This is a genomic window from Variovorax sp. Root473 (assembly GCF_001426505.1).
In the GTDB taxonomy this organism is placed as follows: Bacteria; Pseudomonadota; Gammaproteobacteria; order Burkholderiales; family Burkholderiaceae_C; genus Variovorax.
Genome location: NZ_LMEV01000015.1, coordinates 308,379 through 327,187 on the forward strand (window position 1 = coordinate 308,379; position 18,809 = coordinate 327,187).

Sequence of the window (18,809 nt, forward strand, 5' to 3'; positions counted from 1 at the left end):
ATGCCTCTTGCCTTCCGCCCTGCGCCCCTCGCACTGACCCTCGCCCTGCTGGCTCCGGCCGGCGCCTTCGCCCAGCAAGCCCTTCCGCCCCAGGTCGATGCCGCCCTCGCGCGCGCCAAGGTGTCGCGCGAGGCCGTGACCTTGCTGGTGGCCGATGCCGACGCGGGCCGCGCGCCGCGCCTGGCCTGGCGCTCGCAGGTGCCGGTGAACCCGGCCTCGATCATGAAGCTGGTGACCACCTACGCGGCGCTCGACCTGCTCGGCCCGGCCTACAGCTGGAACACGCCGGTCTACGTCGAGGGCTCGGTGGCGAACGGCGTGCTCAACGGCAACCTCTACATCAAGGGCCAGGGCGATCCCAAGCTGGTGCTGGAGCGCGTGTGGCTGCTGCTGCGCCACGTGCAGGGCCTGGGCATCACCACCGTGAGCGGCGACATCGTGATCGACCGCAGCGCCTTCGAGACCACGGTCGAGAACGACCCGGCCGCCTTCGACGGCGAGCCGCTGCGCCCCTACAACGCCTCGCCCGATGCGCTGCTGGTGAACTTCAAGTCGGTCAACATGAGCTTCGCGCCCGACCGCGCCGGCCAGTTCGCGCGCGTGAGCTACGAGCCCCCGCTGGCCAGCGTGGCGATGCCGCCCACGGTGCCGCTGGCGCCCGGCGAATGCGGCGACTGGCGCGGCGCGCTCAAGCCCGACTTCAGCGACGTGAACCGCATCCGCTTCAACGGGGGCTTTCCCACCGGCTGCGGCGAGAAAAGCTGGGCCGTGGCCTATGCCGACCCGCGCACCTACAGCCTGCGCGCCATCGGCGGCATGTGGGCCGAGATGGGCGGGCGCGTCGGCGGCCAGATGCGCGAGGGCCGCGTGCCCGCGGGCCTGAAGCCGGCCTTCGATTTCGAGTCGCCGCCGCTGGCCGAGGTGGTGCGCGACATCAACAAGTACAGCAACAACGTGATGGCGCAGCAGCTGTTCCTCACGATCGGCCTCACGCAGAAGCAGCGCGGCACCTTCGAGGCCTCGCGCACCGCGCTGGGCCAGTGGTGGCGCGAGCGCATCGGCACGGGCGAGGCGTCGCCGGTGTTCGAGAACGGCTCGGGCCTGTCGCGCGACGAGCGCATCAGCGCCGCCGCGCTCGGCAAGATGCTGCAGGTGGCGTGGCGCTCGCCCGTGATGCCCGAACTGGTGGCCTCGCTGCCCGCGATGGGCGTGGACGGCACGCTGAAGCGGCGCACGCTGCGCTCGGGCGGCGCGGCGCACCTGAAGACCGGCACGCTGCGCGACGCCTCGGGCGTGGCTGGCTACGTGCACGGTGCCAGCGGCCGGCGCTATGTGCTGGTGGCCATCGCCAACGGCGAGAACGCCGGCGCCGCGCGCGCCGCCTTCGACGCGCTGATCGACTGGACCGCGCAAGACCAGTGACGCCCCGGGCCGACCGGCCCTGATACTGAAAAGGTTCTCCACGGAAACGCGGCTTGCGCACCGCCAGGGCGCCGCCCAGAATCGAACGCCCGTTCGTTTCGATACCTCCCCAGGAGACGCATCTTGACCTTGCAGCATCCACGGCCCTCGTCCCTCTCGGCTCGCCGAATCACCGCCACGGCAACGCTCGCCGGCGCCACGTTGCTGCTCGCCGCCTGCGGCGGGGGCGGTGGTGGGGGGGGCGGCATCGGCGTCGTATTTCCACCTCCGGGCGGCGGCAGCGACACCGGGCGCGGCTCGGTCGTCACCAGCCCGCCCGAGCAGGGCACCAAGCTCACGGCCGACCAGTTCAAGGCCAGCCTGCAGGCCTCCGACCAGGGCAAGGCGCTGCTGCAGGTCGCTGGCGCGCCCAAGTGCGGTGTCGACATGCGCTACCTCGAATACCGCACCGTCGGCGGCAAGAACGAAGCCACCAACGCCACCGCCGCGATCATGGTGCCCTCGGGCTCGGACGTCGCCTGCAGCGGCGCGCGCCCGGTGGTGCTGTATGCGCACGGCACCACGCCGGCGCGCAACTACAACCTCGCCAAGTGGACCGACACCACCCAGCCGGCCGCCGGCGAGGGCCTGATGGTGGCCGCCATGTTCGCGGCGCAGGGCTACATCGTGGTGGCGCCCAACTACGCGGGCTACGACAAGTCGACGCTGCCCTACCACCCGTACCTCAACGGCGAGCAGCAGGGCAAGGACATGGTCGATGCGCTCACCGCGGCGCGCAAGACCTTCTCGGACATCGGCGCGAACGACGCCGGCTCGCTGTTCATCACCGGCTACTCGCAGGGCGGCTACGTGGCGATGGCCGCGCACCGCGAGATGCAGGCCACCGGCAAGGCCGTGACAGCCTCGGCCCCGCTGGCCGCGCCCTCGGCCATCAGCCTCCTGACCGACTACACCTACCTGGGCTGGCCCGCGCTGGGCGCCACGCTGTTCGTGCCGCTGCTGTCGACCAGCTGGCAGCAGCAGTTCGGCAACGTCTACACCAGCACCAGCGACGTCTACGAAGCGCAGTACGCCACCGGCATCGACACCCTGCTGCCCACCCTCTCGCCGGGCACGCTGTTCTCCAGCGGCAAGCTGCCGCAGCTGGCGCTGTTTCCGGCCGACGGCAAGCCGGGCCCGGTGAGCCCCGAGCTGTCGATCTTCTACGGCGCCAACAACCTCATCAAGCAGAGCTTCCTCACGCAGGCGGCCACCGACATCCAGTCGGCTCCCTGCCCCGGCAACGCGCTGCCGGCCACGGCCGCGTCGCTCGGCTCGGCCTCGCCGCTGGACTGCAAGCCCGCCACGGGCTTTCGCAAGGCGGCCATCGCCAACGACCTGCGCAACTGGGTGCCGACCAGGCCGATGCTGCTGTGCAGCGGCGCGAACGACCCGACCGTGAACTTCCTGAGCACCCGCGCCACGGCCGGCTACTTCCGCGCCAAGGGCATGCCGGCCGCCGCGCTCGCGGTGGTCGACCTGGAAGACCGCGGCGCCACCGACAGCTATGCGGCGGCACGCGCCGGCTTCGCGCAGGCCAAGGACCTGCTGGCACAGAGCACGCCGGGCAGCGCCGCCGACAAGGCGCGCGCCGTGACCGCGGCCTACCACGGCACGCTGGCGCCGCCGTTCTGCCTGGCGGCAGCGCGCGGGTTCTTCCAGGGGGTGCTGGCGGCCGGGGGCTGAGGCAACCGAGCCTCGCACTGCCTCGGCGCTTCAGTGCCTCAGAGGCGCCGCATGACTTCCGCGCGGCGCCACAGATCGGGGTCGTGGCATTCGGCCGGATGCGTCGTCGCATCGTCGAGGCCGCGGACCTCGGCCTTTTCTTCCGGCACGCACAGCATGTCGAAGGACCAGCGTCCCGGAAACACGTCGACCGCCAGGCCATTGAAATTCTGTGCGTTGTAGATCGGCGTGATGTAGTGCCAGCAGCGATAGCCCAGCGGCAGGAAGTAGTCCTTGAACGCGCCGGAAAGATCACCCGTGAAGTGGTTGAGCGATTCGAGGAATGCAATGGGCCGGTGGCGCTCGATCGTGGCGCGCGCGCCGGCCAGCAGCTCGGGCTCATAGCCTTCGATGTCGGCCTTGAGGAAGTCCAGGCGCGAAAGCTCCAGGCTGTCCACCGTCTCGACGCGGACCTTGCGGCTGGGCGTGTCGTGCATGTGCATGCTGGCCCCACCGAAATTGCTGGCGCCGTCGGCCGGCAGGTCGGGGAACGACGTGTCGTGCAGCGTGGCGCCGAGCGCGGATTGCGACGTGCACACGTTGGCGCAATCGTTCGCGATCAGGTTGGCGCACAGCAACTGGTGCACATGGTTCTGGGGCTCGAAGGCATGGACCCGCCCCGTCGGACCTGCGAGCCGGGCCAGCGGCACCGTGTGCGAGCCGATGTTGGAGCCGGCCTCGAGCACCACGTCGCCCGGCCTCACGATCTGGCGAAACAGGTGGACTTCCGACTCGGCCCACTCGCCGTACAAGTGCAGGGACCGTCCCACATAGTCGTCGTTCAGGTTGTAGAAGAACCGGCCGTTGCGACAGGTCTGTTCCCGCAAGAAACGCTTCACGCTGGTCTCCTCATTTTTTGGGGTGCTTCTTCTTTTTCGTTCGGGACCCCGCTGACCGCCGAACGCGCCACCGCGCGCACCGGGCCGATCAGGCGGCCGACGCTCGCTGCAGCCGGTCGCGCACGCCCTCCCACTCGGGCGTGTCGGGCGGCGTCTCGACCCAGATCAGTTTCACGCCCTGCGCGTCGAACTCGCGCAGCACCGCGAACAGCTGCTGCGCGGTGGCCGCCGCGTCGTCGGGCATGCGCCGCAGCAGCACGCGCTGCGAGCGGCTGCGCACATTGCTGCGCGTCCACACGGCGATGTGCGCAGCGTTGGCGCCGAGCACGTCCAGGCCGGTCTGGATCGCCTTGGTGTCCATGAGCCGCACCTTGGCGTCGGGCGCGTAGTGCGCCTCCAGCGTGCCCGAGGCGCGCGGATCGGGCGTGTCGAGCACCTCGCGGTCGCGCAGCGGTTCGCCGGCGGCGGCCTCGATCTGCGCGCGCGTGATGAGGCCGGGCCGCAGCAGCACGGGCGCGCCGCGGCTGCAGTCGACGATGGTCGATTCGATGCCCACTTCGCAGGCGCCGCCGTCGATGACGAGCAACGCGTCGCCGAACTCGTCGTGCACGTGCTGCGCCGTGGTCGGGCTGACGCGGCCGAAGCGGTTGGCGCTGGGCCCCGCCAGGCCAGGCACGCCCTGCTCGGCGCAGGCTTCGAGCAGCGCCTGCGCGACGGGGTGCGCGGGACAGCGCAAGCCGATGGTGTCCTGCCCGCCGGCCGCCGCCGTGCCCACGCCGGGCTGGCGCGTGACGATCAGCGTGAGCGGGCCGGGCCAGAAGGCCTGCACGAGCTTCTGCGCGAAAGGCGGCAGCGGCTGGGCGAAGCGCGACAGCGCCTGCGCGCCCTTGGCGCCCGCCGCCACGTGGACGATCAACGGATGGTCGGCCGGCCGGCCCTTGGCCGCGAAGATGCCGGCGACGGCGGTATCGCTGCTGGCGTCGGCGCCCAGGCCGTAGACGGTCTCGGTCGGGAAGGCGACCAGCCCGCCCGCGCGCAGCACGCGCGCGGCCTCGGCGATGGCGTCGGGCGCTTGGCCGTCGAGGATCATGCGAGCGCCGGCAGGCCCAGCAGCAGCGCGGCCTGCGAGGCATTGGCGCGCACGCTCTCGAGCGTGGCGCCGGTGAGGGTCAGGTGGCCCATCTTGCGGCCGCGGCGCGGCGCCATCTTGCCGTACAGGTGCAGGTGCGTGCCGGGCACGGCGAGCACTTCGCTCCAGCGCGGCGCGACCGGCTTGATGCCGTCGCCTTCGCCGTCCGGAAACCACAGGTCGCCCAAGAGGTTGAGCATGATCGCGGGGCTGTGCTGGCGCGGCGCGGTCAGCGGCAGGCCGGCGAGGGTGCGCACCTGCAGCTCGAACTGCGACACGTCGCAGGCTTCCATCGTGTAGTGGCCGCTGTTGTGCGGGCGCGGCGCCATTTCGTTGACGACCAGCGAGCCGTCGGCCAGCGCGAAGAACTCCACGCACAGCACGCCCACGTAGTCCAGGCCGCTGGCAATGCTCTTGGCGGAATTGACCGCGCCCTGCGCCACGGTCTTGGGCATGTTCTGCGGGTGCACCTCGGTCACGGCGAGGATGCCGTCGCGGTGCAGGTTGCGTTGCGGCGGGAAATGCACGATCTGGCCGTCGCGGCCACGCGCCAGGATCACCGAGCACTCGAACTCGAGCGGCAGCATCTTTTCGAGCACGCAGGGCACGCAGTGGGCGCCCTGCCAGGCCTCGACCAGCTCGGCGCGCGTCTTCACGCGCTGCTGGCCCTTGCCGTCATAGCCCAGGCGGGCGGTCTTGAGGATGCCGGGCAGCAGCTGCTCGTCGATGGCGGCGAGTTGCTCCGCCGTCTCGATGACCGCATAGGGCGCGCAGGGCACGCCGCAGCGCGTGAAGTGCGCTTTCTCGGCGATGCGGTCCTGCGCGATGGCGATGGCCGAGGCGGCGGGCGACACCGGCCGCGCCACCGCCAGGTGCTCCAGCGAGGGCGCGGGCACGTTCTCGAACTCGGTCGTCACCGCGTCGGCCAGGCCGGCGAGGCGGGCCAGGCCGTCGACGTCGTCGTAGTCTGTGTGGATGTGGTGGTGGCTCACGCGGCCGGCGGGACTGTCGGTGTCGGGGTCGAGCACCGCCGTGAAGTAGCCCATGCGCTGGGCCGCGTGCACGAACATGCGCCCCAGCTGGCCGCCGCCGAGCACGCCGAGCGTGGCGCCCGGAAGGATGGGCAGGTCGCCTGAGTGGCCGCCGGCGCTCACAGTGCGCCTCCGCCTTGCGGCGAGAAGGGCGACACCGCCGCGCCCGCTTCGGGCGGCGGCAGCACCATGGCCTGGGCAGCGGCGGTCTGGGCCGTGCGGAAGGCGTCGAGTTGGGCGCGCAGCGCGGGGTTGTTCACCGCCAGCATCGCCACCGCGAACAGCGCCGCGTTGGCCGCGCCGGCGGTGCCGATGGCAAAGGTGGCCACGGGCACGCCCTTGGGCATCTGCACGATGCTGTAGAGGGAATCGACGCCCTGCAGGTGGCGGCTGGCCACCGGCACGCCGAGCACCGGCACCGTGGTTTTCGAGGCCAGCATGCCCGGCAGGTGGGCCGCGCCGCCCGCCCCGGCGACGATCGCCGCGAGCCCGCGCCCGGCGGCGCTTTCGGCGTACGCGAACAGCGCATCGGGCATCCGGTGGGCCGAGACCACCTTCGCTTCGTGGCTGATTCCGAATTGCTGGAGAATCTCGACCGCGTGGCGCATCGTCTCCCAATCGGAGTTCGAGCCCATCACTACACCGACCTGAATGGTTTCGTTCATGGTTTCAATTTTACGTTTCACCCCCAGCTGTTCCCGATGATCGACATCACTCTCGAAAATTTCCAGTCCGAGCTGATCGAAGGCTCGGTCGCCACGCCGGTGCTGCTGGACATCTGGGCCGAATGGTGCGGCCCCTGCAAGCAGCTCGGTCCGGTGCTCGAAAAACTCGAGGTCGAGTACGCCGGCCGCTTCACGCTGGCCAAGCTCGACGCCGACAAGGTGCCCCAGATTTCGTCGCAGCTGTCCGAAATGTTCGGCGTGCGCAGCATCCCGTTCTGCGTGATGTTCAAGGACGGCCAGCCGGTCGACGGTTTCGTCGGCGCCATTCCGGCCGAGAAGATCCGCGAATTCCTCGACAAGCATGTGCCGGGTGCCGATGAGGCCGAAGCTGCCTCGGAAGAAGCCGCCGCGCAGGAAGCGCTGGCCGAGGGCGACACCCTGGGCGCACTCGAGAAGCTGCAGCACGCCGTGGCCACCGACCCGGCCAACGACGACGCGCGCTTCGACTACATCAAGCTGCTGCTGCAGGAAGGCCGCGTCGACGACGCCAAGGTCGCCTTTGCGCCGGTGATCGCCAAGACCGCGCTGGTGCGCCGCTTCGATTCGCTGCAGCGCTGGATGGACGCCATCGATTTCGCCGCACCGGTCACCGGATCGGCGCCGACGCTGGGCGACTTCGACGACAAGATCGCCGCCAACAAGCGCGACTTCGACGCCCGCTTCAACCGCGCCCGCCTGCTGATGGCCACCCGGCGCTGGACCGACGCGATGGACGAGCTGCTCGACATCCTCATGCGCGACAAGACCTGGAGCGAAGACCTCGCGCGCAAGACCTACATCGCGATCCTCGATGTGATCGAGCCGCCGAAGGTGAAGGTCGCCGACGGGCAGATTCCGCCGGACGATCCGGTCGTCGCCACTTATCGCCGCCGCCTCAGCAGCGTGGTGCTGAGTTGAACAACTGAACGACACATTGCGCCTTTCGATGCGCAATTGAACAAAAAAGCGACCTGTGGGTCGCTTTTTTATTGCCGTCGTCGCCCCATATAGATAGCATTGCTACTCAATTTCCTATAAAAGCGCATTGCAATGCTCCAGCTCACCGAAGAACTCGAAAAAGCCCGCAAGGCCGGCGGTCTGAGCCAGGAGGCGCTGGCCACGCGCGCCGGACTGTCGCGCATGACGGTGCAGCGCATCGAAAGCGGCCAGATCGATCCGCGCCTGTCCACGTTGCTCGAAATGGCGCGCGTGCTGGGGCTCGAGCTGATGCCCGTGCCCGCCAGCCTGCGCCCGCAGCTCGAAGGCTTCGTGCGCTCGGGCGGCCGCCTGCTCGGCCAGCCGGCGGGCGTGGGCGCGCCGCCGTCCATCGCCCAGAGCCTGGCGGACGAGAACCGGTGAGGCAGTGAGCACGCGTGCCGCCTTCAACACCGGCATCCGCTACCTGCGGATGCACCTGCACCTGCCCAGTGGCGGGCGGCGCGCCATCGGTTACCTCTCGCAGTACGGCGACATCCTGCGCGTGTCCTTCGACGAGGCGTACATCGCCGACGCGGGCCGTCCCACGCTGTCGCTGGCCTACCGCGGCGCCGACGAGGCAGCCACGCGCGCCATCCTTGCGTCGGCGCGCGACGCCCGCGTGTCGCGCAGCGATGGCCGCTGGCCCAGCTACTTCCAGAACCTGCTGCCCGAGGGCCACAACCGCGAGCGCCTGGCGCAGCAGCGCGGCTGCGCGGCCGACGACGAGTTCGAGCTCCTGGCCGCCGCCGGCCACGACCTCATGGGCGCGCTCGAGGTCGAGCCCGTGCCCACGTCCGAGGGCATTCCCGACACCGTGCGCCACTGGCACACGGCGCTGGGGCTCGACGTGCTCGAGCCCGGCTTCGTCCAGATGCCGGTCGAAGACGCCGCCGCCCTCCCGGGCGTGGTGACCAAGTTCTCGGCGGTGCAGGACGGGCGGCGCTACGTGGTCAAGCGCCACGGCGCGGCGGGCTCGTTCATCCTCAAGCTGCCGAGCACGCGCCATCCCGACCTCGTCGCCAACGAATACACCGGCTACCGCCTGTGCGGCGCGCTCGGCCTGGACTGCGCACAGGCCCACGTGATCGGCCGCGCCGACGCCGACCTGCCCGAGCAGGTGCCGTTCGAGCAGATTCTTGCAGTGCGCCGCTTCGACCGCACGCCGGAGGGCGGGCGCATCCACATGGAAGAGTTCGCGCAGGTGCTGCAGTACGAGCCGCGCCAGAAGTACGGCCGCGGGCTGGTCACCGACTGGCCCGCCATGCTGCGCGTGCTCGACCGCCTGTCACCGAACCCGGTGGCCGACGTGCGCGAGTGCGTGCGCCGCCTCGTGGCCTTCATCCTGCTGGGCAACAGCGACGCGCACCTGAAGAACTGGGCCCTGCGCTACCCCGATGGCGTGGCGCCGGTGCTCGCGCCGCTGTACGACCCGGTCTGCGTGGCCGCCTTCTTCGAGGACGTGCCCGCGCGCGACTACGGCGTCAACCGCGCCATCGACACCACGCTGCGCGCTTTCGACGGGGCAGCGCTGGAGGCGTTGCTGCGCGCGGCCGGGCTGCTGCGGCCGGCGCGTTTGATGGCCATCGCGCGCGACACCGTGCGCCAGGCTCAGGCCGACTGGCCCGCGCTGCTGGTCCAAGACGGCACGCCCGCCAGCGTGCGCCGCTGCGTCGAAGCGCGCCTCGCGGGCGGCGTGGCGCTCGCGGCGTGAAGCAACCGACGAAGCCCGGACACGCCATCGGGCCTGTCTTCGCACCGGTCACGGCGTCGCATACGATGGCGCCGGTTTGAAATTGTTGCCGTTTGAAAAAGGAAATCTGGCCATGCGTTCCTTCGCCCTCCGTACCGTGCTCCCCGTCGTCGCCACGGCCGTCTTGCTGCTGACCGGTTGCGGCAGCGGCATCAGCCTCGACGAGCCGATCGAAGGGCCGGTGTGGCGCCTGGTGCAGCTGGGCGACGAGCCCATCGCGCCGGGTGGGGATGCCCAGCTGCAGTTCGACCGCAACAGCGGACGGGTGAGCGGTTCAGGCGGCTGCAACCGCGTCACGGGATCGTTCACGCGCGCGGGCGTGTCGCTCAAGCTCGGCCAGATGGCCGCGACCCGCATGGCCTGCGCCGACCCGGTGCGCGGCGCCAACGAGGCGCAGTTCCTGTCGGCGCTGCAGAACACGGCCAGCTACCGGCTGGCGCCGGGGCGGCTCGCGCTGCTCGATGCAAGCGGCCGCACGGTGGCGCTGCTCAGCAGTGGCAACCGCTAAGGAAAATCAGCCGTTGGTGAGGCGGTCCAGCGCCTCGCGGTACTTGGCGGCCGTCTTCTCGATGACTTCGGCTGGCAGGCGCGGCGCCGGGGGCGTCTTGTCCCAGGGCTTGCCGTTGATCTTGGTGGCCTCGAGCCAGTCGCGCACGAACTGCTTGTCGTAGCTCGGCGGGTTGGTGCCGGCGGCCAGCGCGGCCTCGTAGCCCTCGACCGGCCAGTAGCGCGAGCTGTCGGGCGTGAGCACCTCGTCCATGAGCACCAGCGTGTCGTTCTCGTCCAGGCCGAACTCGAACTTGGTGTCGGCAATGATCATGCCCTTGGCGAGCGCGATCTGGGCCGCTGCCTCATAGATGGCGATGCTGATCTCGCGGATCTGCTGGGCCAGCTTGGGGCCGACGATCTCGACCACGCGCTCGTAGCTGATGTTCTCGTCGTGCTCGCCGGCCGCGGCCTTGGCGGCGGGCGTGAAGATCGGGCGCGGCAGCTTGCTCGCGTTGGTCAGGCCCTCGGGCAGCGGCACGCCGCAGACGGCACGGTTGTCCTGGTATTCCTTCCAGCCGCTGCCGGCCAGGTAGCCGCGCACCACGGCCTCGACCGGGATCGGACGCAGGCGCTTGACCAGCATCGAGCGGCCCGTGACCTGCGCCACCTCGCCCGGCTGCACCACGCTCTCGGGCGCTTCGCCGGTCAGGTGGTTGGGGCACAGCGCGCCCAGGCGGTCGAACCACCACAGTGCCATCTTGGTGAGGATCTCGCCCTTGCCGGGAATGGGCTCGCCCATGATCACGTCGAACGCGCTGAGCCGGTCGCTCGCGACCATCAGGATGCGGTCTTCGCCGACGGCGTAGTTGTCGCGCACCTTGCCGCGCGCAAGCAGGGGCAGGCTCTGGATGGAGGAGGTGTGAACGGTGGTCATGGACGGATGCTCGGCTGGGAAACGGTGACGGGAAAAGCGGATTGTGCGCGCAGAAAAAAGCCACCGCGAGCGGTGGCCTGCGGCGCGCAGTCGGTCTTCGTTAGATGACTTGCTGCGCCAGGTCGCCCTTGGCGTACTTGGCGGCGACGACCTGCAGCGTGTCGCCCTTGATCTTGGCGCCCTGGCCTTCGCAGCCGAACTCGATGTAGCGCTGCTTGCAGATCTGCTTGGCGGCTTCGCGCGCGGGCTTGAGCCATTCGCGGGCGTCGAACTTCTCGGGGTTCTCGGCCAGGAACTTGCGCACCGCGCCGGTCATCGCCAGGCGGATGTCGGTGTCGATGTTGATCTTGCGCACACCGTACTTGATGGCTTCCTGGATTTCCTCGACGGGCACGCCGTAGGTTTCCTTCATGTTGCCGCCGTACTGGCGAATGATTTCCAGCAGGTCTTGCGGCACCGACGATGAGCCGTGCATCACCAGGTGGGTGTTGGGCAGGCGGGCGTGGATTTCCTTCACGCGCTGGATCGACAGGATGTCGCCCGTGGGCTTGCGCGTGAACTTGTAGGCGCCGTGGCTGGTGCCGATGGCGATGGCCAGTGCGTCCAGCTGCGTGGCCTTCACGAACTGGGCGGCTTCTTCCGGGTCGGTGAGCAGCGAGGCGTGGTCGAGCACGCCTTCGGCGCCGATGCCGTCTTCTTCACCGGCCAGGCCGGTTTCGAGCGAGCCCAGGCAGCCCAGCTCGCCTTCGACGGTGACGCCGACCTTGTGGGCCAGCTCGACCACCTTGCGGGTCACCTCGACGTTGTAGTCGAACGAAGCGGGCGTCTTGCCGTCTTCATGCAGCGAGCCGTCCATCATCACGGACGAGAAGCCCAGGTCGATCGCGCCCTGGCAGATGGCCGGGCTCTGGCCGTGGTCCTGGTGCATCACCAGCGGAATGTTCGGGTACTGCTCGATGGCGGCCTGGATCAGGTGCTTGATGAAGGCTTCACCTGCGTACTTGCGCGCGCCGGCGCTGGCTTGCAGGATGACGGGCGCGCCGGTTTCCTTGGCGGCCTCCATGACGGCCTGGACCTGTTCGAGGTTGTTGACGTTGAAGGCCGGAATGCCGTAGCCGTTGGCGGCGGCGTGGTCCAGCAGTTCGCGCATCGAGACGAGTGCCATGGGAAATACCTCGTGGGAATAGAAAAAGACGGGGAAAAGAGAAGGCGGAAAGTCGGGAGAAAACTACCCCGATTCTACCGAGCCCCCTTGTGGGACGGCACTGACGCCAATCCGAGGAAATCCACGACAGGCGGCAGCACGGGCCCGCCCAGCCACTGGAGGGGCCTGGCAAAGGCGCCGACCAGCGTGACATGGCTCAGGTTGTCGAACAGCCTCACCTGCACCGGAACGCCGGCGGCGCGCAGCGCGGCCGCCATCCGGCCGGTGTTGCGGTCGGGATAGACCAGGTCGTCCTTCGCCGCCGCGAGCAGCAGCGCCCGCGGCGCGGCGGGCGTCACGTGCGACAGCGGCTGCGAATCGCGCGGCGTGCCTGGCCAATTGAAGGCCGCCTGCGCCTGCGGGTCGCCAATGGGCAAGAAGTCGTACGGGCCGGCCAGGCCGATCCAGCCGGCAAGCTGCTTCGGGCTGGCGCCCAGTTCACCGAGCCAGCGATCGTCGAGCGCCACCATCGCCGCGTTGTAGCCGCCCGAGCTGTGGCCCATCACGTAGACCTGCCGGGGGTCGGCGCCCCACTGCGCGGCGTTGTCGAGCGCCCATTTGACGGCCCGTGCGCTGTCCTGCACGAACACCGGGTAGGTGAACCCGGGCGACAGCCCGTAGTCGGGCACCACCACCACGGCGCCGCGCGCGGCCAGCGCTTCGCCCATGAACCGGTAGCTGGCGCGGTCGCCGCTCGTCCAGGTGCCACCGAAGAAGAACACCACGAGGGGGCGGGCATCCGCGGCCGGCTGGGCGGACGGCAGCGGCTGGTACACGTCGAGCCGCTGGCGCGGCGCGGGGCCATAGGCGATGCCGCCCTGGAACTGGTAGGTGTCGGTGGGCACCAGCCGGTCGAGCAGCCTGATCGGCGAACACGCCGACAGCAGGGCGGCACCCGCAACGGCGAGAGAGACGAGGGGGGCGCCACGGCGCAGGCGGAACGTCAAGGCAGAGGATGGCAAGGTCATCGACGGTGTACGCGGCCGGAGCGGCCGCGGTTTCGCGCGCTCGCTCAGATCGGCAACTGCGTGGTCGACAGCACCTGCTTCAGGACGACGAAGGTCCGGATCTGCCGCACGCCCGGCAGGTACAGCAACTGTTCGGCATGCAGGCGGTTGAAGCTGTCGTTGTCGCGGGTGCGCACGAGCATGAAGTAGTCGAACTCGCCGGTGACCACGTGGCATTCGAGGCAGCCCGACACCTTCTGCGCCGCCTTCTCGAAATCGGCGAAGGAGTCGGGCGTGGAGCGGTCGAGCACCACGCCGATCATCACGAGCATGCCGACCTCGAGCGCGTCGGGGTCCAGCAGGGCGACCACGCCCTTGATGAAGCCGGCGGCCCTGAGCCGCTCGACCCGCCGCAGGCAGGCCGGCGCGCTGAGGTTCACCTTGGCGGCCAGCGCCACGTTCGACACCGAGGCGTCGCGCTGCAGGGCGCGCAGGATCGCGCGGTCGGTGCGATCGAGCTCCGTCGGGGTGCGCAACTTTGTTGTGCTCATGGCTTCTTTGGCGGATGAAAAAATTTGATTCTGTCCATCCTGCCTTCTTTTGAGCGACGAAGCCAGACAACTTCGCAAGCACATTGCAAACCCTTCTTCCTACGATCAACAGCTTCACCCATCACCCCATCACCCCTTGGAGCTGCGTCGATGAACCTGAAGAAATTCCCCCGGCATGCCCTGACCTTCGGCCCCACGCCGATCCAGCCGCTGAAGCGCCTGAGCGCCCACCTCGGCGGCAAGGTCGAGCTCTATGCCAAGCGCGAGGACTGCAACAGCGGCCTGGCTTTCGGCGGCAACAAGACGCGCAAGCTGGAGTACCTGATTCCCGAGGCGCTCGAAGGCGGCTACGACACGCTGGTGTCGATCGGCGGCATCCAGTCGAACCAGACGCGGCAGGTGGCGGCCGTGGCCGCGCACCTGGGCCTGAAGTGCGTGCTGGTGCAGGAGAACTGGGTCAACTACTCCGACGCGGTGTACGACCGGGTCGGCAACATCGAGATGTCTCGCATCATGGGCGCCGACGTGCGGCTGGACGCGGCGGGCTTCGACATCGGCATCCGCCAGAGCTGGGAACAGGCCATGGCCGACGTGCGTGCGGCCGGCGGCAAGCCTTTCCCAATTCCGGCCGGCTGCTCCGAGCACCCGCGTGGCGGCCTGGGTTTCGTCGGCTTTGCCGAGGAAGTGCGCCAGCAGGAGACCGAGCTCGGCTTCAGATTCGACTACATCGTGGTCTGCTCGGTCACTGGCAGCACGCAGGCCGGCATGGTGGTCGGCTTCGCGGCCGATGGCCGCGCCGACCGCGTGATCGGCATCGACGCCTCGGCCAAGCCGCAGCAGACCTTCGAGCAGATCCTGCGCATCGCAAAGAACACGGCCGAACTGGTCGAGCTGGGCCGCGACATCACCGAGAAGGACGTGGTGCTCGATCGCCGCTTCGGCGGGCCCGAGTACGGGCTGCCGAACGAAGGCACGCTGGAGGCGATCCGCCTGAGCGCGCGCTTCGAGGGCATGCTGACCGACCCGGTGTACGAGGGCAAGTCGATGCACGGGATGATCGAGAAGGTGCGGCTGGGCGAATTCCCGGCCGGCTCGAAGGTGCTCTACGCCCACCTGGGCGGGGTGCCCGCGCTGAACGCCTACAGCTTCCTGTTCCGCAACGGCTGAGTCCGCGGGGGCGCACAACGAAAAAGGCCGGCATGTGCCGGCCTTTGTCTTGCTGCGAATGAACGGACTCAGCTCGCCCTGCAGATCTTCAGCATGTTGGTGCCGCCGGGCGCGCCCATCGGTTCGCCACAGGTGATGGCGTACACGTCGCCGCTTTGCACGATGCCGCGCTTCTTCAGGTGGTTCTCGGCCTGCTGCAGCGCGGTGTCGCGGTCGCTTTCCGAATCCATGAGCAGCGGGCGCACGTTGCGGTACAGCGCGAGCTTGCGCTGCGTGGACAGGCGCGAGGTCAGTGCGTACATGGGAATGTGCGCGCGGTGGCGGCTCATCCACAGGATGGTGGAGCCCGATTCGGTCAGCGCCACGATGGCCTTGGCGCCCAGATGGTGCGCCGTGAACAGCGCACCCATGGCGATCGACTGGTCGATGCGGCTGTAGGTCTTGCCGCTGAAGTCGGCGTCGAGCGTCTTGTCTTCGGCGCCTTCGGCGGCTTCGCAGATGCGGCTCATTTCCTGCACGGTCTCGAGCGGGTAGCGGCCCGAGGCGGTCTCGGCCGAGAGCATCACGGCGTCGGTGCCGTCGAGCACGGCGTTGGCCACGTCGCTCACCTCGGCGCGGGTGGGCACGGGGTTGGTGATCATCGACTCCATCATCTGGGTCGCGGTGATGACCACCTTGTCCATGTCACGCGCCATGCGGATCATTTTCTTCTGCAGCGCCGGCACGGCGGCGTTGCCGACTTCCACCGCGAGGTCGCCGCGGGCGACCATGATGCCGTCGCTGGCGCGCAGAATTTCTTCCAGCTTCGGGATGGCTTCGGCGCGCTCGATCTTGGCGATCATGCCGGGCTTGTGGCCGTACTCGGCGGCCGCCACGTTGCACAGCTGGCGGGCCATTTCCATGTCGGTGGCGTTCTTCGGGAAGCTCACGGCCACGTAGTCGGCCTGGAAGCTCATCGCGGTCTTGATGTCCTCCATGTCCTTGGCCGTCAGCGCGGGCGCCGTGAGGCCACCGCCCTGCTTGTTGATGCCCTTGTTGTTCGACAGCTCGCCGCCGAGCTTGACGGTGGTGTACACCGCTTCGCCCTTGACGCCGTCGACCGTCAGCACGATCAGGCCGTCGTTCAGCAGCAGCTTGTCGCCGGGCTTCACGTCGCGCGGCAGGTCCTTGTAGTCAAGGCCCACGGCATCGACGTCGCCCAGCTCGGTGCGCGAGGCGTCGAGCACGAACTTGGCGCCGGGTTCCAGCCAGACCTTGCCCTGCGCAAACTTGCCGACGCGGATCTTGGGACCCTGCAGGTCGGCCATGATGGCCACTTCGCGGCCGGCCTTGCGGGCGGCTTCGCGCACCATGGTGGCGCGGTCGATGTGGTCCTGCGCCGTGCCGTGGCTGAAGTTCAGCCGCACCACGCTGACCTTGGCCAGGATCATCTGTTCCAGCAATTCCGGCGTGCTGGAGGCGGGGCCGAGGGTGGCGACGATCTTGGTGGCGTGGCGGGGGATGCGGTCCGTGCTCATGAAGGGGGTCTCCGTTTTGTATTCGCTACTGTATACACTTTGTGTGTCGAACGGAAGTCAGTCGCCCCGGGGACTTTCCCTCCCGGGGCCGGACCGCCGCCGGAATCAGCCGGCCGCGCGCTTGGCCAGGATCTCGAAAGCCGGCAGGGTCTTGCCCTCCAGCACCTCGAGGAAGGCGCCGCCGCCGGTCGAGATGTAGCCGACCTGCTTCTCGATGCCGTACTTGGCGATGGCCGCCAGGGTGTCGCCGCCGCCGGCGATCGAGAAGGCACTGCTTTCGGCAATGGCTTGCGCGATGGCCTTCGTGCCGCCCGCGAAGGCGTCGAACTCGAACACGCCCACGGGGCCGTTCCAGACGATGGTGCCGGCTTCGCGCAGCTGCGCGGCCAGGATGGCGGCCGTCTTCGGGCCGATGTCCAGGATCAGGTCGTCGTCGGCCACGTCGGTGGCGGCCTTGACGGTGGCGGGCGCGTCGGCCGCGAAGGTCTTGGCCGTGACCACGTCGACCGGAATCGGCACGTCGGCGCCGCGCGCGCGCATGGCATCGATCACGGCCTTGGCCTGGTCGAGCAGGTCGGGCTCGGCCAGCGACTTGCCGATCGACAGGCCCGCGGCCAGCATGAAGGTGTTGGCGATGCCGCCGCCGACGATCAGCTGATCGACGTTGGCCGACAGGCTCTTGAGGATGGTGAGCTTGGTGCTGACCTTCGAGCCCGCCACGATGGCGACCAGCGGGCGCTTGGGCTGGGCCAGCGCCTTGGTGATGGCGTCCATTTCGGCTGCCAGCAGCGGGCCGGCCGCCGCCACCTTGGCGAACTGGGCGATGCCGTAGGTGGTGGCTTCGGCGCGGTGGGCGGTGCCGAAGGCGTCGTTCACGTAGATGTCGGTGAGCGCGGCCAGCTTGCGGGCCAGCGCTTCGTCGTTCTTCTTCTCGCCCTTGTTGACGCGGCAGTTCTCGAGCAGCACGACCTGGCCGGGCTTGACGTCGACGCCGTCGACCCAGTTGGAAACCAGCGGCACCCCATTCTCATAAGGGTGGCCGAGCAGCTCGCCCAGGCGCTGGGCGACAGGCGCCAGCGAGTCTTCGGGCTTGAACTCGCCTTCGGTCGGGCGGCCCAGGTGCGAGGTGACCATCACGGCCGCGCCGGCGTCGAGCGCCAGCTGGATGCAGGGCACCGAGGCGCGGATGCGCGTGTCTTCGGTGATGTGGCCGGCATCGTCCTGCGGGACGTTGAGGTCGGCACGGATGAAGACGCGCTGGCCGGCGGCCTTGCCTTGCGCACAGAGGTCGGTGAATCGAATGACGTTCATGGGTCTGAGGATGGTGAAAGACGGGACTGCCCGCATTGTAGTTTTCACCCTCCGGCGCCCTCTGTACCGCTCTTGCGGGGCGTCGACGCTTTCAGGCCTTCGGCTGCGCGGTCGCGAACTGCTCCAGGATGCCGACGAAGCTCGCCGCCGCGGGCGACAGTGAGCGCCGCGCCGCGCTGTACACGCAGACCTCGCGGTGGAAGTCGGGCGACTCGAGCCGCACCATCTGCAGCCCGTGCGCGCGCACCAGCGACGCCGAGTAGGTCGGGCACACGGTCAGCCCCAGCCCCGAGGCCACCATGCCCAGCGCGGTGGTCATGTACGACACCTCCTGCGTGCCGGACCTCAGCATGTACGCGCGCTCCTCGGGCCCCAGCTCGGGCAGTACGCGCTGGCGAAAGTCGCGCGTGGGCGCAATGAAGGTGTAGGGCGCCAGTTCGTGCCAGCGCACCTTGCGCCGCTTCGCAAAGGCGTGGCCGGGCGGGCAGATCAGCCAGTGGCGGTCGCGGAACAGCGTGCGGCGTTCGATGGCGGCGGCGTCCACTGCCACGTCCTGGCCGACGGCCAGCTCGACGTCGCCGGCCGCCACGCCCAGCAGCAGGTGCTCGGGCAGCGTGTCGGCCAGGCGCACGTCCACGTCGGGGTACGCCTCGCGGTAGGCGGCGATCACGCGCGGCATCAGCGTGCAGGCCATGAGCTGCGGCGCTGCAAGCCGCAACAGCCCTTTCTTCTTGTCACGCAGGTCGGTCACGCCGGCGACTGCACTCGTGAGGTCGCCGAGCAGCCGGTGCACCGACGGCAGGAACTCGCGCCCCGCCTCCGACAGCTGCACGCGGCGCGTGTTGCGGTCGAGCAGCTGCACGCCCATCTCGCGCTCGAGCTCCCGCACCAGCACGCTGAGCGCCGACTGCGTGAGGTACAGCTGCCCCGCGGCGGTGGTGAAGCTGCCGGTTTCGGCCACGGCGGCGAAGGCGCGCAGCTGGCGCAGGGTGAGGTTCATATATATGGTTATTTCATCAATCGATGAATTAATTTCGATTGCATCATAAGACGCGGCATTGCCCAATCGCGG

Annotated in this window: 18 protein-coding genes; 7 read left to right on the top strand and 11 right to left on the bottom strand. The window is 69.2% G+C overall.

Going from position 1 to position 18,809, the window contains the following annotated elements; all coding sequences use genetic code 11:
• Together dacB and ASD34_RS11165 are read left to right on the top strand one after the other, a co-directional pair.
• A complete protein-coding gene (dacB, locus tag ASD34_RS11160; RefSeq protein ID WP_056577089.1) occupies positions 1-1,422 on the top strand; it encodes a D-alanyl-D-alanine carboxypeptidase/D-alanyl-D-alanine-endopeptidase in 1,422 nt (473 codons plus the stop codon).
• A 129-nt stretch (positions 1,423-1,551) separates the two neighbouring features.
• Positions 1,552-3,147, top strand: coding sequence for an alpha/beta hydrolase family protein (locus ASD34_RS11165; protein ID WP_200937570.1), 1,596 nt, complete (start codon positions 1,552-1,554; stop codon positions 3,145-3,147).
• Between the two features lie 38 nt (positions 3,148-3,185).
• Here the strand turns inward: ASD34_RS11165 and ASD34_RS11170 are convergent, their stop codons facing one another.
• The 4 genes from ASD34_RS11170 to purE form a co-directional block, all read right to left on the bottom strand.
• Entirely contained in the window at positions 3,186-4,025 is an 840-nt protein-coding gene (locus tag ASD34_RS11170) for an FkbM family methyltransferase (RefSeq protein ID WP_056577092.1), read from the bottom strand.
• 88 nt (positions 4,026-4,113) lie between these two features.
• Positions 4,114-5,115: an L-threonylcarbamoyladenylate synthase gene (locus tag ASD34_RS11175; protein WP_056577095.1), complete on the bottom strand. Its 1,002-nt coding sequence runs from the start codon at positions 5,113-5,115 to the stop codon at positions 4,114-4,116.
• Entirely contained in the window at positions 5,112-6,308 is a 1,197-nt protein-coding gene (locus ASD34_RS11180) for a 5-(carboxyamino)imidazole ribonucleotide synthase (protein ID WP_056577098.1), read from the bottom strand. The genes ASD34_RS11175 and ASD34_RS11180 overlap by 4 nt, the downstream gene beginning before the upstream one ends.
• Positions 6,305-6,850 carry a 5-(carboxyamino)imidazole ribonucleotide mutase gene (gene purE / locus ASD34_RS11185; RefSeq protein WP_056577101.1) on the bottom strand — a complete coding sequence of 182 codons (546 nt, stop codon included), beginning with the start codon at positions 6,848-6,850 and terminating at the stop codon, positions 6,305-6,307. Before purE ends, ASD34_RS11180 begins: the two co-directional genes overlap by 4 nt.
• Before the next feature lie 36 nt (positions 6,851-6,886).
• Here purE and ASD34_RS11190 point away from each other — a divergent pair, with 36 nt between their 5' ends.
• The 4 genes from ASD34_RS11190 (at position 6,887) to ASD34_RS11205 (ending at position 10,125) form a co-directional block, all read left to right on the top strand.
• The gene (locus tag ASD34_RS11190; RefSeq protein ID WP_056577103.1) at positions 6,887-7,807 is read left to right on the top strand and encodes a tetratricopeptide repeat protein; all 921 of its coding nucleotides are present in this window, start codon (positions 6,887-6,889) and stop codon (positions 7,805-7,807) included.
• A gap of 132 nt (positions 7,808-7,939) precedes the next feature.
• Positions 7,940-8,248: a helix-turn-helix domain-containing protein gene (locus ASD34_RS11195; RefSeq protein ID WP_056577106.1), complete on the top strand. Its 309-nt coding sequence runs from the start codon at positions 7,940-7,942 to the stop codon at positions 8,246-8,248.
• Between the two features lie 49 nt (positions 8,249-8,297).
• Positions 8,298-9,578, top strand: a complete 1,281-nt coding sequence (locus ASD34_RS11200) for a type II toxin-antitoxin system HipA family toxin (RefSeq protein ID WP_056577260.1) — start codon at positions 8,298-8,300, stop codon at positions 9,576-9,578.
• A 112-nt stretch (positions 9,579-9,690) separates the two neighbouring features.
• Complete coding sequence (locus ASD34_RS11205; RefSeq protein ID WP_056577109.1) at positions 9,691-10,125, top strand: META domain-containing protein; 435 nt, start codon at positions 9,691-9,693, stop codon at positions 10,123-10,125.
• 6 nt (positions 10,126-10,131) lie between these two features.
• Here ASD34_RS11205 and ASD34_RS11210 read toward each other — a convergent pair whose 3' ends face one another.
• From ASD34_RS11210 to ASD34_RS11225, 4 genes are all read right to left on the bottom strand, one after another.
• Positions 10,132-11,040, bottom strand: a complete 909-nt coding sequence (locus tag ASD34_RS11210; RefSeq protein WP_056577112.1) for a phosphoribosylaminoimidazolesuccinocarboxamide synthase — start codon at positions 11,038-11,040, stop codon at positions 10,132-10,134.
• A gap of 100 nt (positions 11,041-11,140) precedes the next feature.
• Positions 11,141-12,205 (bottom strand): class II fructose-bisphosphate aldolase, encoded by a 1,065-nt coding sequence (fba, locus tag ASD34_RS11215; protein ID WP_056577115.1) that lies wholly within the window; start codon positions 12,203-12,205, stop codon positions 11,141-11,143.
• Between the two features lie 74 nt (positions 12,206-12,279).
• Positions 12,280-13,212 (bottom strand): alpha/beta hydrolase, encoded by a 933-nt coding sequence (locus tag ASD34_RS11220; protein ID WP_082548576.1) that lies wholly within the window; start codon positions 13,210-13,212, stop codon positions 12,280-12,282.
• Between the two features lie 44 nt (positions 13,213-13,256).
• Positions 13,257-13,742, bottom strand: a complete 486-nt coding sequence (locus tag ASD34_RS11225) for an Lrp/AsnC family transcriptional regulator (RefSeq protein ID WP_056577121.1) — start codon at positions 13,740-13,742, stop codon at positions 13,257-13,259.
• 150 nt (positions 13,743-13,892) lie between these two features.
• On the opposite strand from ASD34_RS11225, the gene ASD34_RS11230 reads away from it, so the two are divergent.
• The gene (locus tag ASD34_RS11230) at positions 13,893-14,909 is read left to right on the top strand and encodes a 1-aminocyclopropane-1-carboxylate deaminase (protein WP_056577124.1); all 1,017 of its coding nucleotides are present in this window, start codon (positions 13,893-13,895) and stop codon (positions 14,907-14,909) included.
• A 68-nt stretch (positions 14,910-14,977) separates the two neighbouring features.
• Here ASD34_RS11230 and pyk read toward each other — a convergent pair whose 3' ends face one another.
• The 3 genes from pyk to ASD34_RS11245 form a co-directional block, all read right to left on the bottom strand.
• The gene (gene pyk / locus ASD34_RS11235; protein ID WP_056577126.1) at positions 14,978-16,426 is read right to left on the bottom strand and encodes a pyruvate kinase; all 1,449 of its coding nucleotides are present in this window, start codon (positions 16,424-16,426) and stop codon (positions 14,978-14,980) included.
• Positions 16,427-16,531: 105 nt separating this feature from the next.
• Complete coding sequence (locus tag ASD34_RS11240; RefSeq protein WP_056577129.1) at positions 16,532-17,737, bottom strand: phosphoglycerate kinase; 1,206 nt, start codon at positions 17,735-17,737, stop codon at positions 16,532-16,534.
• A 91-nt stretch (positions 17,738-17,828) separates the two neighbouring features.
• The gene (locus ASD34_RS11245; protein WP_056577132.1) at positions 17,829-18,737 is read right to left on the bottom strand and encodes a LysR family transcriptional regulator; all 909 of its coding nucleotides are present in this window, start codon (positions 18,735-18,737) and stop codon (positions 17,829-17,831) included.
• Between the last annotated feature and the right edge of the window lie 72 nt (positions 18,738-18,809).